At 73.5% G+C, this 18,246-nt stretch carries 19 protein-coding genes and 1 pseudogene; 13 read left to right on the forward strand and 7 right to left on the reverse strand.

Annotated features, from left to right (window positions below; all coding sequences use genetic code 11):
- Positions 1-60: 60 nt before the first annotated feature.
- Positions 61-1,323 carry an LCP family protein gene (locus CMN_RS07370; protein WP_015490204.1) on the forward strand — a complete coding sequence of 421 codons (1,263 nt, stop codon included), beginning with the start codon at positions 61-63 and terminating at the stop codon, positions 1,321-1,323.
- A gap of 28 nt (positions 1,324-1,351) precedes the next feature.
- Here CMN_RS07370 and pnuC read toward each other — a convergent pair whose 3' ends face one another.
- Positions 1,352-2,050 carry a nicotinamide riboside transporter PnuC gene (gene pnuC, locus CMN_RS07375; RefSeq protein WP_015490205.1) on the reverse strand — a complete coding sequence of 233 codons (699 nt, stop codon included), beginning with the start codon at positions 2,048-2,050 and terminating at the stop codon, positions 1,352-1,354.
- A 133-nt stretch (positions 2,051-2,183) separates the two neighbouring features.
- A complete protein-coding gene (locus tag CMN_RS07380; RefSeq protein WP_015490206.1) occupies positions 2,184-2,507 on the reverse strand; it encodes a DUF6504 family protein in 324 nt (107 codons plus the stop codon).
- A 253-nt stretch (positions 2,508-2,760) separates the two neighbouring features.
- Here CMN_RS07380 and CMN_RS07385 point away from each other — a divergent pair, with 253 nt between their 5' ends.
- Positions 2,761-3,630: an aldo/keto reductase gene (locus CMN_RS07385; protein WP_015490207.1), complete on the forward strand. Its 870-nt coding sequence runs from the start codon at positions 2,761-2,763 to the stop codon at positions 3,628-3,630.
- A 72-nt stretch (positions 3,631-3,702) separates the two neighbouring features.
- On the opposite strand, the gene CMN_RS07390 is transcribed toward CMN_RS07385, so the two are convergent.
- Positions 3,703-4,800 carry an App1 family protein phosphatidate phosphatase gene (locus tag CMN_RS07390; protein WP_015490208.1) on the reverse strand — a complete coding sequence of 366 codons (1,098 nt, stop codon included), beginning with the start codon at positions 4,798-4,800 and terminating at the stop codon, positions 3,703-3,705.
- Between the two features lie 37 nt (positions 4,801-4,837).
- The gene (locus CMN_RS07395) at positions 4,838-5,569 is read right to left on the reverse strand and encodes an SOS response-associated peptidase (RefSeq protein WP_015490209.1); all 732 of its coding nucleotides are present in this window, start codon (positions 5,567-5,569) and stop codon (positions 4,838-4,840) included.
- A gap of 275 nt (positions 5,570-5,844) precedes the next feature.
- Here CMN_RS07395 and CMN_RS07400 point away from each other — a divergent pair.
- The 8 genes and pseudogenes from CMN_RS07400 to CMN_RS07435 form a co-directional block, all read left to right on the forward strand.
- Positions 5,845-6,666 (forward strand): annotated as a pseudogene (locus CMN_RS07400) (ABC transporter ATP-binding protein); the annotation flags it as partial.
- Entirely contained in the window at positions 6,663-7,364 is a 702-nt protein-coding gene (locus CMN_RS07405) for an ABC transporter permease (protein ID WP_015490211.1), read from the forward strand. The pseudogene CMN_RS07400 and the gene CMN_RS07405, both read left to right, overlap by 4 nt.
- On the forward strand, positions 7,361-8,086 hold the full coding sequence (locus CMN_RS07410) for an ABC transporter permease (protein ID WP_015490212.1): 726 nt from the start codon (positions 7,361-7,363) through the stop codon (positions 8,084-8,086). Before CMN_RS07405 ends, CMN_RS07410 begins: the two co-directional genes overlap by 4 nt.
- 13 nt (positions 8,087-8,099) lie before the next feature.
- On the forward strand, positions 8,100-9,029 hold the full coding sequence (locus CMN_RS07415; RefSeq protein ID WP_015490213.1) for an ABC transporter substrate-binding protein: 930 nt from the start codon (positions 8,100-8,102) through the stop codon (positions 9,027-9,029).
- A gap of 148 nt (positions 9,030-9,177) precedes the next feature.
- The gene (locus CMN_RS07420; RefSeq protein WP_227077662.1) at positions 9,178-9,627 is read left to right on the forward strand and encodes a DUF3618 domain-containing protein; all 450 of its coding nucleotides are present in this window, start codon (positions 9,178-9,180) and stop codon (positions 9,625-9,627) included.
- Complete coding sequence (locus tag CMN_RS07425; protein ID WP_015490215.1) at positions 9,624-10,844, forward strand: type III polyketide synthase; 1,221 nt, start codon at positions 9,624-9,626, stop codon at positions 10,842-10,844. The genes CMN_RS07420 and CMN_RS07425 overlap by 4 nt, the downstream gene beginning before the upstream one ends.
- Positions 10,844-11,566: a methyltransferase domain-containing protein gene (locus tag CMN_RS07430; RefSeq protein ID WP_015490216.1), complete on the forward strand. Its 723-nt coding sequence runs from the start codon at positions 10,844-10,846 to the stop codon at positions 11,564-11,566. Before CMN_RS07425 ends, CMN_RS07430 begins: the two co-directional genes overlap by 1 nt.
- Positions 11,563-12,753 (forward strand): FAD-dependent oxidoreductase, encoded by a 1,191-nt coding sequence (locus CMN_RS07435; RefSeq protein WP_015490217.1) that lies wholly within the window; start codon positions 11,563-11,565, stop codon positions 12,751-12,753. The genes CMN_RS07430 and CMN_RS07435 overlap by 4 nt, the downstream gene beginning before the upstream one ends.
- On the opposite strand, the gene CMN_RS07440 is transcribed toward CMN_RS07435, so the two are convergent.
- Together CMN_RS07440 and CMN_RS07445 are read right to left on the reverse strand one after the other, a co-directional pair.
- A complete protein-coding gene (locus tag CMN_RS07440; RefSeq protein WP_015490218.1) occupies positions 12,746-13,591 on the reverse strand; it encodes a UbiA family prenyltransferase in 846 nt (281 codons plus the stop codon). The two genes, CMN_RS07435 and CMN_RS07440, sit on opposite strands and share 8 nt — an antisense overlap.
- A complete protein-coding gene (locus CMN_RS07445; RefSeq protein WP_015490219.1) occupies positions 13,588-14,058 on the reverse strand; it encodes a GNAT family N-acetyltransferase in 471 nt (156 codons plus the stop codon). Before CMN_RS07445 ends, CMN_RS07440 begins: the two co-directional genes overlap by 4 nt.
- A gap of 56 nt (positions 14,059-14,114) precedes the next feature.
- Here CMN_RS07445 and CMN_RS07450 point away from each other — a divergent pair, with 56 nt between their 5' ends.
- On the forward strand, positions 14,115-14,651 hold the full coding sequence (locus CMN_RS07450) for a GNAT family N-acetyltransferase (RefSeq protein WP_015490220.1): 537 nt from the start codon (positions 14,115-14,117) through the stop codon (positions 14,649-14,651).
- Between the two features lie 316 nt (positions 14,652-14,967).
- On the opposite strand, the gene CMN_RS07455 is transcribed toward CMN_RS07450, so the two are convergent.
- The gene (locus CMN_RS07455; RefSeq protein ID WP_015490221.1) at positions 14,968-15,420 is read right to left on the reverse strand and encodes a hypothetical protein; all 453 of its coding nucleotides are present in this window, start codon (positions 15,418-15,420) and stop codon (positions 14,968-14,970) included.
- Between the two features lie 409 nt (positions 15,421-15,829).
- On the opposite strand from CMN_RS07455, the gene CMN_RS07460 reads away from it, so the two are divergent.
- Positions 15,830-17,242 (forward strand): cytochrome ubiquinol oxidase subunit I, encoded by a 1,413-nt coding sequence (locus CMN_RS07460; RefSeq protein ID WP_015490222.1) that lies wholly within the window; start codon positions 15,830-15,832, stop codon positions 17,240-17,242.
- The gene (gene cydB, locus CMN_RS07465) at positions 17,242-18,246 is read left to right on the forward strand and encodes a cytochrome d ubiquinol oxidase subunit II (RefSeq protein ID WP_015490223.1); all 1,005 of its coding nucleotides are present in this window, start codon (positions 17,242-17,244) and stop codon (positions 18,244-18,246) included. Before CMN_RS07460 ends, cydB begins: the two co-directional genes overlap by 1 nt.

Raw genomic sequence — 18,246 nt, forward strand, 5'->3', positions numbered from 1 at the left:
TCTGTGGAGGATCCGGGTGCCCGCGCCCGGCGCTCCCCGCCCGGCGACGAGAGACCACCCATGCAGCACGCCCCTCAGAGGACCCGCGCCGACCGGGCCCGCATCCGCGGCATCGCCCGGCACGGGCGTCTCCGCACCCCGAGCGCCGGACGCGCCGTCATGAAGGGCATCGGCATGGTCGCCGCGGTGGCGTTCGCGGCCGCCGCGTCGCTGCTGACCATCGTCTTCGCGGACCTCTCCCGCACCGTCGCCGACAACACGGTCGACATCTCGGACGGACAGACGGTGCCGCCCTCGCTCGGTGGCATCGACGGCGGCGCCAACATCCTCATCGTCGGCAGCGACAGCCGTGCCGGCCAGGGCGACGGGTACGGCGCCGCGAAGGACGTGGGCACGGCCACGCTCAACGACGTCACGATGCTGCTGCACATCAGCGAGGACAGCAGCCGCGCCACGGTCATCTCCTTCCCGCGCGACATGCTCGTGCCGATCCCGGAGTGCGAGGGCCCCGACGGCACGAAGTACGCCGCCAGCTCCCGCGCCCAGCTCAACGAGTCCCTGTCACGCGGCGGGTTCGAGTGCACCGTCCGCATGGTCGAGGGACTCACCGGGCTCGACATCCCCTACGGCGGCGTCGTGCAGTTCAACGGCGTGGTCGAGATGTCCAACGCCGTCGGCGGCGTCGAGGTCTGCGTGGCCAACGGCATCTACGACAAGAAGACCGACCTGTCCCTCGACCCCGGGCTGCACACCCTCCAGGGCAAGGACGCCGTGCAGTTCCTCCGCACCCGCTACGGCGTCGGCGACGGCAGCGACATCTCGCGCATCGGCAACCAGCAGGTGTTCCTGAGCGCGCTCGTGCGCACGATCAAGAGCACCGACACCCTCACCAACCCCGCGAAGCTGTACGGCATCGCGCGCGCCGTGGTCGACAACATGCAGCTGTCCACGTCGCTCGCCGACCTCGACACGCTCGTCTCGGTGGCGCTCACCTTCAAGGACATCCCGCTCGACGACGTCGTGTTCCTGCAGTACCCGGGCACGGTGCTCGCCAACGGGCGCGTCCAGCCGGACGAGGCGGCGGCCGCCCAGCTCATGGGCCTCCTCGCGTCCGACGCGGACTTCTCGCTCGGCCAGGCGGCGACGTCCGACGAGTCCGGCAGCGTGCCCGCCGAGGGCACCGCGACGCCGCCGGCCACGACCGCGCCGCCGGCCGACGGCTCGACGCCGACGACGCCGCCCACGGCGACGGCGGAGGTGCTCGACCCGAGCATCACCGGCCAGACGGCCGCGCAGAGCACCTGCTCCAACGGCCAGGGCTGATCGGTCGGGCCGCGCCCGTCGGCGGCGCTCAGCGGCCGGCGGGGGCCTCGACGACGCGCGGATCCGGGAAGGCCGTCTCCACGGCGGGGGCGCCGGTGCCGCGGGCGCGCATCCAGACGAAGAAGCCCGTGAGGGTGAAGGCGCCGTAGAAGACGTACATGAAGGCGGACGCGTAGTAGCCGGCGCTCACGAGCAGCGGCACGCCGACGAGGTCGACCGCCACCCAGATCAGCCAGAACTCGACCCAGCCCTTGTCCATGCCGTAGGTGGCGAGGAGCGAGCCGACGAAGATCCAGGCGTCGGCCCACACGGGCTCGTAGGAGCCGAGCGCGCGGAAGACGGGCGTGAGGATCGCGGTGCCGCCGACGAGCGCGACGACGAGCAGGATCCGCTCGCGTCCCGACGCCCACTGCGGGACGACGGGCGCGCCGCCGTGCCGCGCCTGCTGCCAGCGGTACCAGCCGTAGACCGACACGGCGATGAACATGACCTGGCGCCCGGCCTGGCCGAGCAGGTTGACGGGATTCGGCGTGCCGAAGACGGCGCCGAGGAAGACGGTGAACAGGAGCACGTTGCCGACGATGCCGACGGGCCACGCCCACACCTTCCGGCGCATGCCGCCGAGCGCGCTGGCGAGGCCGAAGAGGTTGCCGACGATCTCGCGCCAGAGGATGGTCTGGTCGCCGATGCGGAGCTGCGCGTCGAACAGCCACTCGAGTGCCGCCATGCGGGATCCCTCCGTGCGCCGCGGTCCGGGTGACCTGCGTGCGGGACGCCGCGTGCGGCGCCGATGGGGTGAAGGCGCGGGCGCCCCCGGCTATTCCCCGGCGGGCCGCCCGGCCCCGGCGATGGGGGCTGCCTCAGGCGAACAGGCGCACGTCGAGCTCCTCGTCCGACGCGGTGACGAGCGACCAGCGGCCGCGCGCGTCGACGCTCAGGTCGAACGAGCCGTCGACCCGGCGCGCGCCCGTGGTGAGCGGCACGGCCTCGACGCGCCACATCCGCAGCTCCAGCAGGTGGGCGCTCGCGCCGCGGGGCGCCCGTCCCGTGCGCTGCCACCAGTCGACCCGCGCGATCCACCGCTCGGGCGAGCTCACCACCCCGTAGACCACGCCCCGCCAGGTGAACCGCAGCGGCGATCCGTCTCCCGAGAGCTCGACCTCCACGTCCTCGTCGATCCGCATGTGCCGCTCCTCTCGCCCGTCGCGCCGGCCGCGCTCCTGCGTTCGAACGGGTGTTCGAACTTCTGATCCGAGTGTAGGAACGGGCGCCGACATCCACGAGGGGAGCGGGCGGATCCACCTCACCCTCGACCGGAGCCTGAGGGTCGCGTCCGGATCGCGCGCATCGGGCATGGATCCGTCGCCCGCCGCGTTGGCACCAGGGTCCCGAGGGCGGCAGACGCCCCCTCGTCATCGACACCCGAGGAGGGTCCACATGACCGACACCACCAGCCGCCCCGCCGAGGCCTCCGGCACCTTCGCCATCGGCGGCGACCTGCCCGTCGTCCGGCTCGGCTACGGCACCATGCAGCTGACCGGCGAGGGCGTCTGGGGCGCCCCCGAGGACCCGCACGAGGCCGTCCGCGTCATCCGCCGCGCCGCCGAGCTCGGCGTCACGTTCTTCGACACCGCCGACTCCTACGGCCCGTTCGTGGCCGAGGAGCTCCTCAAGGAGGCGCTCCACCCCTACGCCGACGACATCGTCATCGCGACCAAGGGCGGGCTCACGCGCCCCGGCCCCGGGAACTGGCAGCCCGTCGGCCGCCCCGAGTACCTGCGCCAGCAGCTGGAGCTGAGCCTCCGCCACCTCGGCCTCGAGCGCATCGACCTCTACCAGCTGCACCGCATCGACCCCGCCGTGCCGCTCGCCGACCAGATCGGCGTGCTCAAGGACCTGCAGTCCGAGGGCAAGATCCGCCACATCGGGCTCTCCGAGGTGCAGGTCGACGACGTGAAGGCCGCACGCGAGATCGCCGACATCGTCTCCGTGCAGAACCTCTTCAACCTCGCCAAGCGCGACGCCGAGCCGCTGCTCGACTACGCCGAGGCCGAGGGCCTCGCGTTCATCCCGTGGTTCCCGCTCGCGACCGGCGAACTCGCGAAGGACGGCGGCCCGCTCGACGCCCTCGCGAAGCAGCACGACGCGCGCGCCTCGCAGCTCGCGCTCGCGTGGCTCCTGCGCCGCTCGCCCGTCATGCTGCCGATCCCCGGCACCAAGTCGGTCGGGCACGTGGAGGACAACATCGCCGCAGCGGGCATCGAGCTCACCGACGACGAGTTCCAGGCGCTCACCGACGCCGTCTGATCCACCCCGACGCACGAGGGCCCCGCGGGAGCGATCCCGCGGGGCCCTCCGTCGTGCACGGCGGCGTCGGGGCTAGGTGCCGATCCGGGTGCCCGAGTCGTCGGCGAGGCCGAGGTCGTCGAGCTGGGCGAGCAGGCTCGCGCCGTCCGGGGCGTAGACCCACGGGATCGGGCTGTCGAGGGCGCGCTTCTCCGCCTTCGCCCGTCCGCCCGCGAGAACGGCCTCGCCCGCCGAGAGCTGCCGGATGAGGACGACCTCCACGTTGTCGGGGTGCTGCACCGCGAACTCGCCGTAGAGCAGCTCGTCGTGCTGGCCGTCGTCGCCCGCGAGGATCCACTTCACGTGCGGGAACTCCTCCGCGAGGCGCCGCAGGTTGTTGCGCTTGTGCTCCATGCCGCTGCGGAACCACCGGTCGACGGTGGGGCCCCAGTCGGTGAGGAGGATCGGCCCCGGCGGATACAGGTTGCGCGACAGGAACCGCGTGAGCGTCGGCGCGACGTTCCACGCTCCCGTGGAGAGGTAGAGGACGGGCGCGCCCTCGTGCTGCAGGCGCAGGCGCTCGTAGAGCACGGCCATGCCGGGGGTGGGCGTGCGCGCGTGCTCGTCGAGCACGAACGTGTTCCAGGCGGCGAGGAACGGCCGGGGGAGCGCGGTGACCATGACGGTGTCGTCGATGTCGCTCAGGATCCCGGTGCGCACGTCGTCGCCCACGATGAAGACGGGCGCCTCGACGGTCTCGGACCCCTTCGCCCGGATGCGGATCGTGTGCCAGCCGCTCGGCAGGCTCGCCTCGACGACCTGGTCGACGACGCCGCCGCGGTCGGCCCGCACGTGGTGCTCGGTGCCGTCGATCTCGACGACGACGTCCACGTCGGTGAGCGGCACGCTTGTGAAGCTCCGCCAGCCGCGGACGACCTTGTCGCCGGCCAGCGCGCGCTTGCTCTTCGGGTCGGTGAGGAGCACGCGGCAGAGGACGCGGACCCAGCGCACGGATCCGTAGCCGGCGTACGGCATGACGGTGGGCTTGAGCCCCCGCTTCCGGGCGCGGCCCTCGCGGATCTCGTGGATGCGGTCCTCGATGCGCGCCGCCCGGTGCAGCACGGGGGCGGCGGCCGGTGACTCGAGGAGCGTGCGGGTCGCGTGCTTCTTCTTCTTCGAGGAGGGGGCCACGGGCCCAGTCAACCAGACGCGGGGTGCCCGCCCGTCGTCACACGGGTCGGGCGAGCTCCGCCGTGTCCGGCGCGCCCTGGTCGATCCCGGGCCCGACCTCGTCGATCGCGAGCTCCTCGACCACGTCCTCCGCCTGCGCGGCGACGGCGCGCAGCAGGTCGGGGGAGCCCTCGGCCGTGGGGTCGAGCCACTCCTCGACGACGTCGGGGGAGAGCACGACCGGCATCCGCTCCGCGAGCGCCTCCACCGTGCCGGTCGACGGCCGTGTGAGCACGGCGCAGCTCAGCACCCAGCGGGCCGGGTCGTCGGCGGCGCGCGAGGGATCCCGCCACCACTCGTACAGCGCCGCGAGGAGCACGGTGCCCTCGCCCGCGCCGACGAGGTAGGGGGTGCGGAGCCCGTCGTCGGTCTCGTGGTGCTCGTAGTATCCCGACACCGGGACCGCCGCGCGGCGCGACACGAGCGCCTGCAGGAGCTCCGGCCGGGAGGCGAGCTGCTCGGCGGGGAGCTCCGCCAGCGGCGGCCCCTGGTCCGGCCCGGACGATCCCGCGGGCACGAGGCCCCACCTGGCCGACTCGAGGCGCCGCACGGGCACCTGGTCCTCCGTGTCGCCCTCCGCCCGGCGCGGCAGGGTGTCGACCAGGACCGCCACGCGCTGGCCGGGGACGATGCGCCAGGAGGGGGCGGCGATGGCGTCGCCCGCGTGATCGACGTCGAGCAGCCCGACCAGGTCGTCGGCGGTCGTGGCCCGGGCGAGGATGCGCGTCATGCCCTCCATCCTGGCGGACGCGTCCGACGCCGACCGACGTGCGGACGGCTTCCGGGGACTGTCCGCTGGAGCCCCATTTGTTACGAAGTGGCGACAGGGGACGACCCGGTGCGGCCGTTCCGCCCCGACCGTGGTTCGCTGGTGTGCCTGGCAAGTGTCGATTCGTAGTGCCTACGAGGAATGAGCCACCCATGATCGAGTTCCACCACGTCCGCAAGCAGTACCCGGACGGCACGCTCGCGATCGAGGACTTCAGCCTCGTCGTCCCGTCGCAGACCACGACGGTCCTCGTCGGATCCTCGGGCTGCGGCAAGACGACCCTCATGCGCATGATCAACCGCATGGTCGAGCCCACCTCCGGCCGCATCGAGATCGACGGCACCGACATCGCCACCCAGGACGCCGTCCAGCTCCGCCGCAGCATCGGCTACGTGATGCAGAACTCCGGCCTCCTCCCGCACCGCAAGGTCGTCGACAACATCGCCACCGTGCCGCGCCTCACCGGCATCGACAAGCGGACGGCGCGCGAGGGCGCCCTGAGGCTCATGGACACCGTGGGCCTCGACCGCTCGATGGCCGACCGCTACCCGTCGCAGCTCTCCGGCGGCCAGCAGCAGCGCGTCGGCGTCGCCCGCGGGCTCGCGGTCGACCCGAACATCCTGCTCATGGACGAGCCCTTCGGCGCCGTCGACCCGCTCGTGCGCGACGACCTCCAGCAGGAGCTCATCCGCCTGCGGACCGCGCTCGACAAGACGGTCGTCTTCGTGACGCACGACATCGACGAGGCGTTCCTGCTCGGCGACCAGGTCGTGATCCTCGAGAAGGGCGGCCGCATCGCCCAGCAGGGCACGCCGCAGGAGATCCTCTCGAACCCGGCGAACGACTTCGTCCGCGACTTCGTGGGCGCCGACAAGGGCAAGCGCGCGCTGCACGTCGAGGACACCGGCACGGGCCAGGTGCTCGTCGATCGCGACGGCCGGCTGGTGGGTGTGCTCGACGACGAGGGCCGCGCCGCCGCCCGATCCGCATCCGCTCCGACCGGGGCGGGGGCCGTGCACGCCCCCGGTGCCCCGGCGCAGGGTGCGGGACCCGCGTGAACTGGGTCATCGCCAACATCCAGACGGTGCTCGACCTGGCCGTCGCGCACGTGGCGCTGGCCGCGCCGCCCATCATCCTGGGGCTGCTCCTGTCCCTCCCGCTGGGCTGGCTCGCGAACCGGTACACCCGGGCCCGCGGCCTCCTGCTCACGGCGGGCGGGCTGCTCTACACGATCCCGTCCATCGCGTTGATCCTCGTGGTGCCCGGGCTCATCGGCACCTCGCTGCTGGACCCCCGCAACATCGTGATCGCGCTGACGGTCTACGCCGTCGCGCTCATGGTGCGCATCACCACGGACGCGCTCGCCTCGGTGCCCGCGGACGTGAAGCAGTCGGCCACCGCCATGGGCTACGCCGGCTGGGCACGCTTCTGGCGCGTGGAGCTCCCGCTCGCCGGGCCCGTGCTGCTGGCGGGCCTCCGCGTCGTCTCCGTGAGCACGGTGAGCATGGTGACGGTCGGCTCGCTCATCGGCGTGCAGAGCCTCGGCACCATGATCCTCAGCGGCTACCGGAGGTCCTTCTACACCGAGATCCTCACCGGCGTCGTCGGCATCCTCGTCATCGCCCTGGTGTTCGACCTGGTCCTCGTGCTGCTCGGCCGCGCGCTGATGCCCTGGTCGCGCTCGACGTCCAGCCGGGCCCGTCGGCGTAGCTCCGCCGCGGCGGACGCCATCGCCGTGACCGGAGGCCTGCCGTGAACCTGTTCGCCGAGGCGTTCGACCTCATCTTCGACGCGAGCCGCTGGAGCGGCTCGACCGGCACGGGCGTCCGGCTGGTGGAGCACCTCTCCTACACGTTCCTCGCCATCTTCCTGGCCGCGCTCGTCGCGGTCCCCGCCGGGCTCTACATCGGCCACACCGGGCGCGGACGCACGATCGCCGTCTCGCTCTCCGGCGGGTTCCGGGCCCTCCCCACGCTCGGCGTCCTCGTGATCTTCGGCCTGGTGTTCGGAATCGGGCTCACCGGCCCGATGATCACCTTCGCGATCCTCGGGATCCCGCCGCTGCTCGCCGGCGTCTACGCCGGGCTGCAGGCCGTCGACCGGGCGACCGTCGACGCCGCCCGCGCCGTCGGGATGACGGAGTGGCAGATCCTCGGGAAGGTCGAGATCCCGCTGGCCCTGCCGCTCATCATCAGCGGCTTCCGGGCCGCGACCCTGCAGGTCATCAGCACCGTGACCCTGGGCGCCTACCTCGGGCTCGGCGGCCTCGGGCCCGACATCTTCACCGGCCTCACGACGCGCAACTACCCGCTCATGGTGTCCGCATCCATCCTCGTCACCGTCCTCGCGCTGGTCGTGGACGGCGTGCTCGCGATCGTCCAGCGCCTCGTCGTCCCCCGGGGCGTCGTCGCCGCGGCGGGCCGTCCCTCCGACTCCGTCCGTGCCTCGTCGAGGCCGGCGGTCAGCATCACCTCCTGAAAGGAACACAGCAATGTCCCTCAGCATCTCCCGCCGGGTCCTCCTCGGCACCGTCGCGGTCGGCACCGCGATGGCCCTCGCCGGCTGCGCGTCCGGCGACCCCACCGACCCGACCGGCGGCCAGTCCGCCTCCGCCGCGCCCACCGACACCATCTCCGTCGGCTCCGCGGCCTTCGGCGAGAACGTCATCCTCGCCGAGGTCTACGCGCAGGCCCTCGAGGCCAACGACGTGAAGGTCACGCGCAACCTGCAGATCGGCGAGCGCGAGGTCTACCTCAAGGCGCTCGAGGAGGGGTCCATCGACCTCATCCCCGAGTACACGGGCAACCTGCTCGCCGCCTACGACGCCGACTCGACGGCCACCTCCAGCGACGACGTCTACTCCGCCCTCGGCGACGCCCTGCCGGACGGCTTCGAGGTGCTCGACGAGTCGCCCGCCGAGGACAAGGACTCGTACAACGTCACGAAGGAGTACTCGGCGGCCAACGGCGTCACGAGCCTCTCCGACCTCAAGGGCAAGACCGTCCGCGTCGGCGGCGGCGCGGTGCTGGGCGAGCGCGAGTACGGGATCCCCGGCCTCACGGGCACCTACGGCATCGACGCGAGCCTCGTCACCATCGAGGACCAGGGCGGCCCCAACACCGTCAAGGCGCTCCTCGACGGCCAGGTCGACATGGCGAACATCTACTCGACCACCCCGTCGATCCTTGACAACGGCTTCGTCACGCTCCAGGATCCCGAGAACCTCATCAAGGCGCAGAACGTCGTGCCGCTCGTCAAGACCGCGAAGATGAACCCCGACGTCACGGCCATCCTCGACAAGGTGTCAGCTGCGCTGACCACCGAGGACCTCACCGAGATGAACCGCCGCAACCAGGGCGACGAGAAGGCCGAGCCGGCCGCGATCGCCGCCGACTGGCTGAAGGAGAAGGCCCTCTTCTAGGAGGCGCCGGCCGGGCGGCGACGCCCGGGACCCGCGAGGGGTCGACGCGCGAGCGCCGGCCCCTCGCGCCGTCCGTCGGTGCCCGGCCCGGGCACGACGGAGCATGATGGATCCACCGCATGTCTTTCCCGATGGCAGGAGCTCGCGCATGGCCAAGAAGAAGTCCCCGACCGGCGAGGTGAGCGTCATCGGCGCCGTCACCACGGTCGCCCGCGAGGTCCGCAAGCACAAGGCGGTCGCCGAGTCGGCGCCGCACGGCCAGGGCGCGAACATCCCGCCCGCGCCCAAGCGCAGCCCCGAGGAGCTGAAGCACGACATCCAGGCCGGCCGCGACGAGCTCGCGCGCACCGTCCGGGAGCTCGAGACGGCGCTCGACGTGCCGGCCCGCGCCTCCGAGCTGAAGGCCGACGCCCGTGCCCGGGCCCGTGCCGTCCGCGACGACGTCACGACGCGCGTCCGCGCGACCGGACGCGACGTCGCGCGCCGCACGCGCGCGTTCACGAAGAAGGACCCGGCCGTCGCCGCGTCGATCGGCGTGGGTGCCGTCGCCGTCGTGCTCGCGGTCGGCGCCGCCGTCGTCTCCGGCGGCCGACGCTGATCGCCTCCATCCGGTCGATCGCCACGGCCCTGCCGCCGACGGTCCTCGCGCAGGACGGCGTGCGCGACCTCTTCGGCAGCCAGCCCGAGCTCGGGCGGCTCGGCACGCGGCTCGTGTCCGCGGCCTTCAACGCGTCGGGGATCCGCACGCGCCACACGGTGATCGGCGAGCTCGGCACCGCGCCGGGCATGGCGGGAGCCGACGCGCCCGCCGACGCCGCCGACGGCGAGCCCGTCTTCTACGACCGGACCACCGGCCGGATCCTCACCCCCGGCACCGGCGCACGCAACGACACGTACATCCGCGAGGCCCCCGCCCTGCTGCTCGGGGCGGCGCGCCAGGCGGTCGACGAGGCAGCGGGGATCGAGGCGGCCGACGTCACGCACGTCGTCACCGTCTCCTGCACGGGCTTCTACGCGCCCGGCCCCGATTACCAGGTCGTGCGGGGCCTCGGCCTCGGCGCCTCCACCCATCGCTTCCACCTCGGCTTCATGGGCTGCTACGGCGCCTTTCCGGCGCTCCGCATGGCCGCGCAGTTCTGCGCCGCCGACCCGGACGCCGTCGTCCTCGTCGTGTGCGTGGAGCTCTGCTCCCTGCACCTGCACTCGTCGGACGACGCCGACACCATCGTCGCCTCGTCGGTCTTCGGCGACGGGGCGGCGGCCGCCGTCGTCACCGCGCGGCCCGCCCCTGCCGGCTCCACCGTGCTCGACCTCGAGGCGTTCGAGACCGTCCTCACGCCCGTGGGCGAGGACGACATGGCGTGGACCATCGGTGACCAGGGGTTCGACATGATCCTGTCGAGCTACGTGCCGAAGATCATCGACGAGCACATCACGGGCGCGCTGGAGCCGCTGTGGGCGCAGGTGCCCGCGCTCCAGGGCGTCGCCCCGGCGGCGATCGAGGACTGGGCGATCCACCCCGGCGGCCGCAGCATCCTCGACCGGGTCGAGGACCGGCTGGCGCTCGCGCCCGCGCAGCTGGAGGCCTCGCGGTCGACGCTCGCGGAGGTGGGCAACATGTCGAGCGCGACGGTGCTGTTCGTGCTCCGGCGGATCCTGCACGGGACGCCGCCGGCCGACGTGCCCGGCCGCCCCGACGTCGCGGAGCCCGCGCCGATACCGGCGTCCGGGCCCGGCGCGGGACGCGTGTGCGCCATGGCGTTCGGCCCCGGTCTCACGGTGGAGGCGGCGCTCATGACCCGCCGGACCATCTGATGGACCTGTCCCGGCGCGACACGGAGCTCATCGAGCTCATGGACGACCCGTCGTGCGACCCCGCGACGCTCGACCTCACCTACGCGCGGTTCGGGATCGTCAACAGGGTGGTCGCGGGGTGGCGCGGGGTCTACCGGTCCCGCATCCGCCCGCTGCTGTCCGCCGAGCGGGAGACGACGCTCCTCGACATCGGCTCGGGCGGCGGCGACGTGCCGCTCGCCCTCGCGCGATGGGCGCGCCGCGACGGGCTGCGGCTGCACGTCACGGGCATCGACCCGGATCCGCGGGCCGCCGCCTTCGCGCGCGCCCGGCCGCGGGACCCCGACGTCGAGTTCCTCGCCGCGTCGAGCGCCGAGCTCGCCGCCGATGGCCGCCGGTTCGACCTCGTGACGAGCAACCACGTGCTGCACCACCTCGACGCCGCCGCCTTCGACGCCCTCCTCGCCGACTCGGCCGCGCTCGCCCCGCGGGCGATCCACAGCGACATCGCGCGCGGCCGGCTCGCCTACGCCCTCTACGGCCCGGCCTCCCGGCTCGTCGCGCGCGGCTCCTTCGTGCACGTCGACGGGCTCCGGTCGATCCGCCGCAGCTGGACCCCCGTGGAGCTCGCCCTCCGGGTGCCGGCGGGTTGGCGCGTCGAGGGCGCCGTGCCGTTCCGCGTGCTCGTGGTGCGCGACCCGGCCGCGGGCGGCGCCGGGCCCGCCGACCGCACCGGCCGATGACCCGCGTCGACGCGCTCGTCGTGGGCGGCGGGCCCGTGGGGATCCACCTCGCCGCGCTCCTCGCGCGGGCCGGCCTCGACGTGCGCGTGTGGGAGGCGCGGCCGACGCCCGCGCTGCTGTCGCGCGCCATCGGGATCCACGCGCCCTCGCTCGATGCGTTTGACCGCCTGGGCGTCGCGGGCGAGATGGTCGCGGAGGCGGTCCTGGTCCGCACGGGCATCGCGATGGGGCCGCGCGGGGAGCTCGGACGCGTCTCGTTCGCGGGGGTCTCGGCCACGCACCCCTACGTCGCGGCGCTGCCGCAGTGGCGCACGGAGGCGATCCTCGCGCGGCGCCTGGCCGCCCTCGCGCCCGAGGCCCTCACCCGCGGCGTGACGCTCACGGGGCTCGACGCGACGCCGCCCGACCTGCTGGGCGGCGTCGTCCGCGCGACCGGGCGGGACGCCGACGGCGCCGCCGTCGAGGTCACCGCCCCTCTCGTGATCGGGGCGGACGGCACGCGCGGCGTCGTCCGCGGGTTCCTCGGGATCGGCGTCGACGAGCGCCCGCTGCCGGACCGCTTCCTCATGGGCGACGCGCCCGACCGCACCGGCGGCGGCGAGGACGCGGTGGTCACGCTGCACCCGGACGGCGTGGTCGAGTCGTTCCCGCTGCCGGGCGGCCGGCGGCGGTTCGTCGTGGGCGTCCGCGCGGGGGAGCGCGACGGGGATCCGGCCACCCTCATCGCCCGCGCGGTCACGGCGCGCACCGGGCACGTCGTGTCGGCGGCGGAGCTGGATCCGGTCAGCGGCTTCGGCGTGCGCCGCCGCCTCGCGCGCCGCATGGTCGCCGGACGCGGCGTGCTGATCGGCGACGCGGCCCACGAGATCAGCCCCATCGGCGGGCAGGGGATGAACCTCGGTTGGCTGGACGCGGACGCCCTCGCGCCGATCCTCGTCGACGCCGTCCGCGCGCGCCGCGGCGTGCCGGATCCCGTGCGCCTCGCCCGCTGGGAGCGGGACCGGCTCGCCAGCGCGCGCCGCGCGGCCGTCCAGTCGGAGATCAACACGGCTCTCGGGCGTCCCGTCCGGGGGCTCACCCGCCTCGTGCGCGACGCGGGACTGCGCGCCGTGCTCGCCTCGCCCGCCGCGGCCGGGCTCGCCTCCGTCTACGCCATGGGCCGGGACGCGGGCACGCGCGTCAGGTGAGGCGCGTTGCGTTCAGCGCGAGCTGGGCGACGAGCAGCAGCGAGGCCGCCATGATCAGCTGGAACAGCAGGCGCCCCGGCGGCCGGGTGACGACGCGCACGGCGCCCCACGCGGCGATGCCCAGCGTGAGGACGAGCCCGGCGACCGCGAGCGGCGTGATCGCGTGCGCGGGATCCGCCAGCACGGGACCGACGGCGACGACGACCGCACCCAGCGCCAGCGCCCCGAACGCGACGAGGCCCGACGGCACGCGCCCGAGCCGGTGCGGCAGGCCGCGCACGCCCGTGCGGGCGTCGTCCTCGAGGTCGGGCAGGACGTTGGTGAAGTGGATGGAGACGCCGAGCACCGCGCCGGTCGCCATGGCCCATGCGGCGGCCGGCACGGGATCCGGGCCGCCGAGGGCGACCACCGACGGCAGGGTCCCGAACGCCACGACGAACGGCACGACGCTCGCGGCGGTGCGCTTGAGCCCGGCGTTGTAGGCCCAACCCGCGCCCACCAGCACGCCGTGCGCGAGGAGGAAGGCGGGGCCGAGCGCGGCCGACGCCGCGCCGCACGCCACCACCGTCACGAGGGCGGCCGCCCGGACCAGGCCGACCGTGACCTCGCCGCGCGCGACGGGCTTGTCGGCGCGGGCGACGCTGCGGTCGCGCTCGGCGTCGATCCAGTCGTTGGAGAGGCCGATGGACAGCTGCCCGAGGAGCACGGCCAGCGCCACCGCGGCCACGCGGCCCGGTTCGAAGCCGAGCGCGACCGCGAGCACCGCGGCGAGCACCGTGACGGTCGCCGTCGGCCCCGGGTGCGAGGACAGGGCGAGGAGCCGGAGCCGGCGGATCACGCGAGCGTCAGCGCGTAGCAGCGCGAGCCCTCGGAGTCCGCGTAGGCGCCGAAGCGCGGGATCTCCGTCCAGCCCTCGCGCACGTAGAACCGCATCGCGTCGGGCTGCTCCGGGCCGGTCTCGAGCACCAGGTCGACCACGCCGAGCTCGCGGGCCGTCTCCTCGAGGGCGCGGAGGACGGCCGTCGCGACGCCCGTGCCGCGGACGGCGGGCACCACGTACATGCGCGTGAGCTCCGCCCACGGCGTGCCGTCGCCGCGGTCGCCGAGCGGCCGGATCCCGCCGCAGCCGACGGGGGCCCCGTCCGCGTCGCGCGCCACGAGGAACGCGGCCATGTCGTCGGCCGTGGGCTTCGTGCCCGGCTCCGTGTCGCCGCCGTAGCGGAGGTCGAGCTCGGCGCGCTGGGCGGCGCGGAGGGCGACCGCGGCGGCGGCGTCCCACGCGACCCGCGAGATGGTGAGGTCCATGCGTCGATCCTGCCGCACGGCAGGGCGGATGCCGACCGCGCCGGTACCCTGCTGGCATGAGGATCCGCCCCGCCGAGCCCCGTGACATCGACGACCTGCTGGCGATCCGCAACGACGCGATCCTCCACGGCACCGCCCTCTGGACGGAGGATCCGGTCGACCGCGCCGAACGCGAGCGGTGGTTCCGCGAGACGACGGAGGCGGGCGATCCGATCCTCGTCGCCGAGGTCGACGGCGCGTTCGCGGGCTACGGGACCTACGGGCCGTGGCGGCGCCTGTCCGGCTACCGGTTCTCGGTGGAGGACTCGGTCTACGTCCGCGACGCCTTCCAGGGTCAGGGCGTCGGCCGCGCGCTCGTCGAGGCGGTCGTCGAGCACGCACGGGCGGCCGGGAAGCGCGCCGTGTTCGCGGACATCGAGGCCCGCAACACCGGCTCCATCCGCCTCCACGAGCGGCTCGGCTTCCGGCGGGTGGGGCTGCTGCCCGGCATCGGCTGGAAGTTCGGCCGCCCGCTCGACCTCGCGATCCTGCACCTGCCGCTGGTCGACGACGCGGAGGCGCAGCAGGACGCGGACGGCGGCACCGCGCGCTGACCCGCGCGCTGATCCCGCGGGCGATCCGCACGCCGCACGATCGAGAGGCCCGGCACGGGGCGCGGGAACGCCACGGGTGCCGGGCCTCTCCGGGGATCACGGTCCTTCGGGGGACGGGTGATCTCCGTGGTCCGGGAGCCGTCCGATCCGGGGGAGTGGAGGGACGTGCTCGTCGGGTTGCGAGCGCATGGTCCAAGGGGGGGTAAGGGCCGTGCGCTCATGGACGACTCTAGCCGGGTCCTCATTTATGCGGACACCTGGGTGTGGCCCCAGAAGGAGGGGCGCGCCGGTGGATCGGGCGGCGACCTCCGCCTGATCAGTCCTGGGACTCGTCGAGCTCGCGCCCGCCGCCCGCGACGACGGCGTCGCGCAGCGCGTGGAACTGGTCGACCGTCAGGCCGTTGCGGAGGAGGTACGGCTCCACCCCGCCGCGGCCGGCCAGCGAGTGCAGCGCCTGGATGACGGGCGCGGGATCCCCGTCGACGGCGTGCTGGGCGGCGTCGCGGACGTCGAGCCCGCCCGCCACGAGCGCGAGGGCCACGACGAGCGCGTCCTCCGCCGACGCGGCGCGGGCGTCGTAGCGCTCCGCGGGCCCCCCGGCCTCGAGGCGGTCGGCCGCCTCGGCGACCCGCTCCGTGAGGTGCGCGCCGTCGGCGACCAGCAGGGCGACGAAGGCGGATGCGGGGGCGCCCGCGGCGGCGGGGACGGTGGTCGTCGCGGATCCGAGGATGCGGTCGGACGCCGGCGAGGCGGGAGCGGAGGAGGTCATGGCGGCGGCCCTTCGGTCGACGTGCGCGGTGCGGGTGGGTGCGGTGCCGGATCCGGGTGCCGACGGCGGATGCGGAGCCGGTGCCGGCCCCGCGCGTGGGCGCACCGGGTCGACGCCGATCCGGATGCGTGATCCGACCCTCGCCCGGCCGGGTGAACGGCCGGTGTCGCGCGCGCCGCCGGGCGGCCAACGCGACGCGGCCGGATCGCCCGCGGGGCTCGCGCGGATCGTCTACAAGTCGTAGAATCGAGGCGTCGCGATGGAGCCTCGCCACCCGCATGATCCGCCCTCCACAGGAAGCGCATCCGGTCGCCATGACACCGCACCCCGTTCCCGAAGAGCACCACCCCGAAGACGCCCGCCCCGCGGCCCCCGACGCGGCCGGCCGCCGCCCGAGCGGTCGCCCCCAGTGAACGAGCTCCTCGATCCTCTCGTCCTCTCGCGCTGGCAGTTCGGCCTCACGACCGTCTACCACTTCCTCTTCGTGCCGCTCACGATCGGCATGGCGTTCGTCTGCGCGCTCTACCAGACGGCCTGGGTGCGCACGGGGAAGCAGCACTACCTGCGGCTCACGCGCTTCTTCGGGCGGATCTTCCTCATCAACTTCGCGATGGGTACCGTCACCGGCATCGTGCAGGAGTTCCAGTTCGGCATGAACTGGTCTGAGTACTCCCGCTTCGTCGGCGACGTGTTCGGCGCCCCGCTCGCGCTCGAGGGCCTGCTCGCGTTCTTCCTCGAGGCCTCGTTCATTGGCGTGTGGATCTTCGGCTGGGACAAGCTGCCGAAGCGGCTGCACCTCGCGTCCATCTGGGTGGTGTCGGTCGCGTCGATCCTGTCGGCCTACTTCATCCTGGCGGCCAACGCCTTCATGCAGAACCCGGTCGGCTACCGCATCGACGAGGCCCGGGGACGTGCCGAGCTCACCGACATCGGGGCGCTCCTCACCAACAAGGTCGCCCTCGCCGCGTTCCCGCACACGATCTTCGCGGCCTTCATGTGCGCGGCCGCCGTGATCATCTCGGTCGCCGCCTGGCACCTGTCGCGCAACCAGCACCTCGAGACGATGATGCCGGCCATCAAGTTCGGCATGTGGTTCATGGTCGTCTCGGGCGCCCTCACCATCCTCTCGGGCGACCAGCTCGGCCTCGCCATGGTGCAGACGCAGCCCATGAAGATGGCCGCCGCCGAGGCGCACTACGACACCTCGTCCGGCGCCGCCGCCTCCTTCTCCCTCTTCACCTGGGGCACGCCGGACGGGTCGAGCGAGCTGTTCTCCATCCGGATCCCGTACCTGCTGTCGTTCCTGTCCACGCACACGCTCGACGGCACCGTGCAGGGCATCAACGACCTGCAGGCGCAGTACGTCGCCAGCTACGGCCCCGGGGACTACACGCCCACCATCTGGGTCACGTACTGGGCGTTCCGCTGGATGATGGGCTTCGGCATGGCGGCCATCGGCGTCGCGGTCGCGGGCCTGTGGTTCACCCGACGGGGCCGCCGGATCACGAAGCCCTGGATGTGGAAGGTCGCCATCTGGGCCGCCCCGCTGCCGCTGCTCGCCATGACGGTCGGCTGGATCTTCACGGAGATGGGCCGCCAGCCCTGGATCGTGTTCAGCCTGCTGCAGACCTCGTCCGCGGTCTCGCCGAACGTCACCGGGATCCAGGTGCTGCTCTCGCTCGTCGCGTTCACCGTGGTCTACGGGTCGCTCGCGGTGGTCGAGTTCCGCCTCATCCTGAAGGCTGCCCAGAAGGGGCCGGAACCGGAGCGCGAGCCGGACCCCGTCACGGGCGAGGTCGCGCGGGAAGCGAGCGTGTACTGATGGAGCTCACCACCCTCTGGTTCGGCGTCATCGCCTTCCTGTTCGTCGGCTACTTCGTGCTCGACGGCTTCGACTTCGGCGTGGGCATGAGCCTGCCGTTCCTCGCGAAGGACGACACCGACCGCCGCGTGCTCATCAACACCATCGGACCGGTCTGGGACCTCAACGAGACGTGGCTCATCGTCGCGGGGGCGGCGCTCTTCGCGGCCTTCCCCGAGTGGTACGCGACGATGTTCAGCGGGTTCTACCTGCTGCTCGTCGCGATCCTCATCACGCTCATCCTCCGCGGGGTCTCGTTCGAGTTCCGGCACCAGGGGGCGTCGGACCGGTGGCGCGGGTGGTTCGACGCGATGATCGTCGTGGGCTCCGTCGTGCCGTCGTTCCTCTGGGGCGTCGTGTTCGCGAACGTGGTGCGCGGCGTGCCGATGGACGCCAACCACGACTACACGGGATCCACGCTCGACCTGCTGAACCCCTACGCGCTCCTCGGCGGGCTCACGACGCTGTCGCTGTTCCTCGTCAACGGCCTGCAGTTCGCGGCGCTCAAGACCGACGGGCCGATCCGCGCCCGCGCCCGGCTGCTGTCCATGCGCGTCGGCGCCGTGACCATCGTGATCGCGGCGGCCTTCCTCGTCTGGACCACGCTCGCGCACGGGTCGGCGCTGTCGGCGCTCGTCTCCGCGCTGGCGGCCGTCGCGCTCGTCGGCTCGTACCTCGCCAACGTGCGGGGTCGGGAGTGGTGGGCGTTCGGGCTGCTCGCCCTCACCATCGCGCTCGCGGTCGCCAGCCTCTTCACGGCGCTGCACCCGTACGTCATGCCCGCGTCGAACGACCCGGCGTACGGCCTCACGCTGGAGAACGCGTCGTCGTCGCCGTACACGCTCACGATCATGACGTGGGCCGCGGGCTTCGCGCTGCCGCTGATCCTCGCGTACCAGGCGTGGACGTACTGGGTGTTCCGCAAGCGCATCACGCGCGCCGTCATCGCCCAGGCCGCGCACTAG

This window comes from Clavibacter nebraskensis NCPPB 2581 (assembly GCF_000355695.1).
Taxonomy (GTDB): Bacteria; Actinomycetota; Actinomycetes; order Actinomycetales; family Microbacteriaceae; genus Clavibacter; species Clavibacter nebraskensis.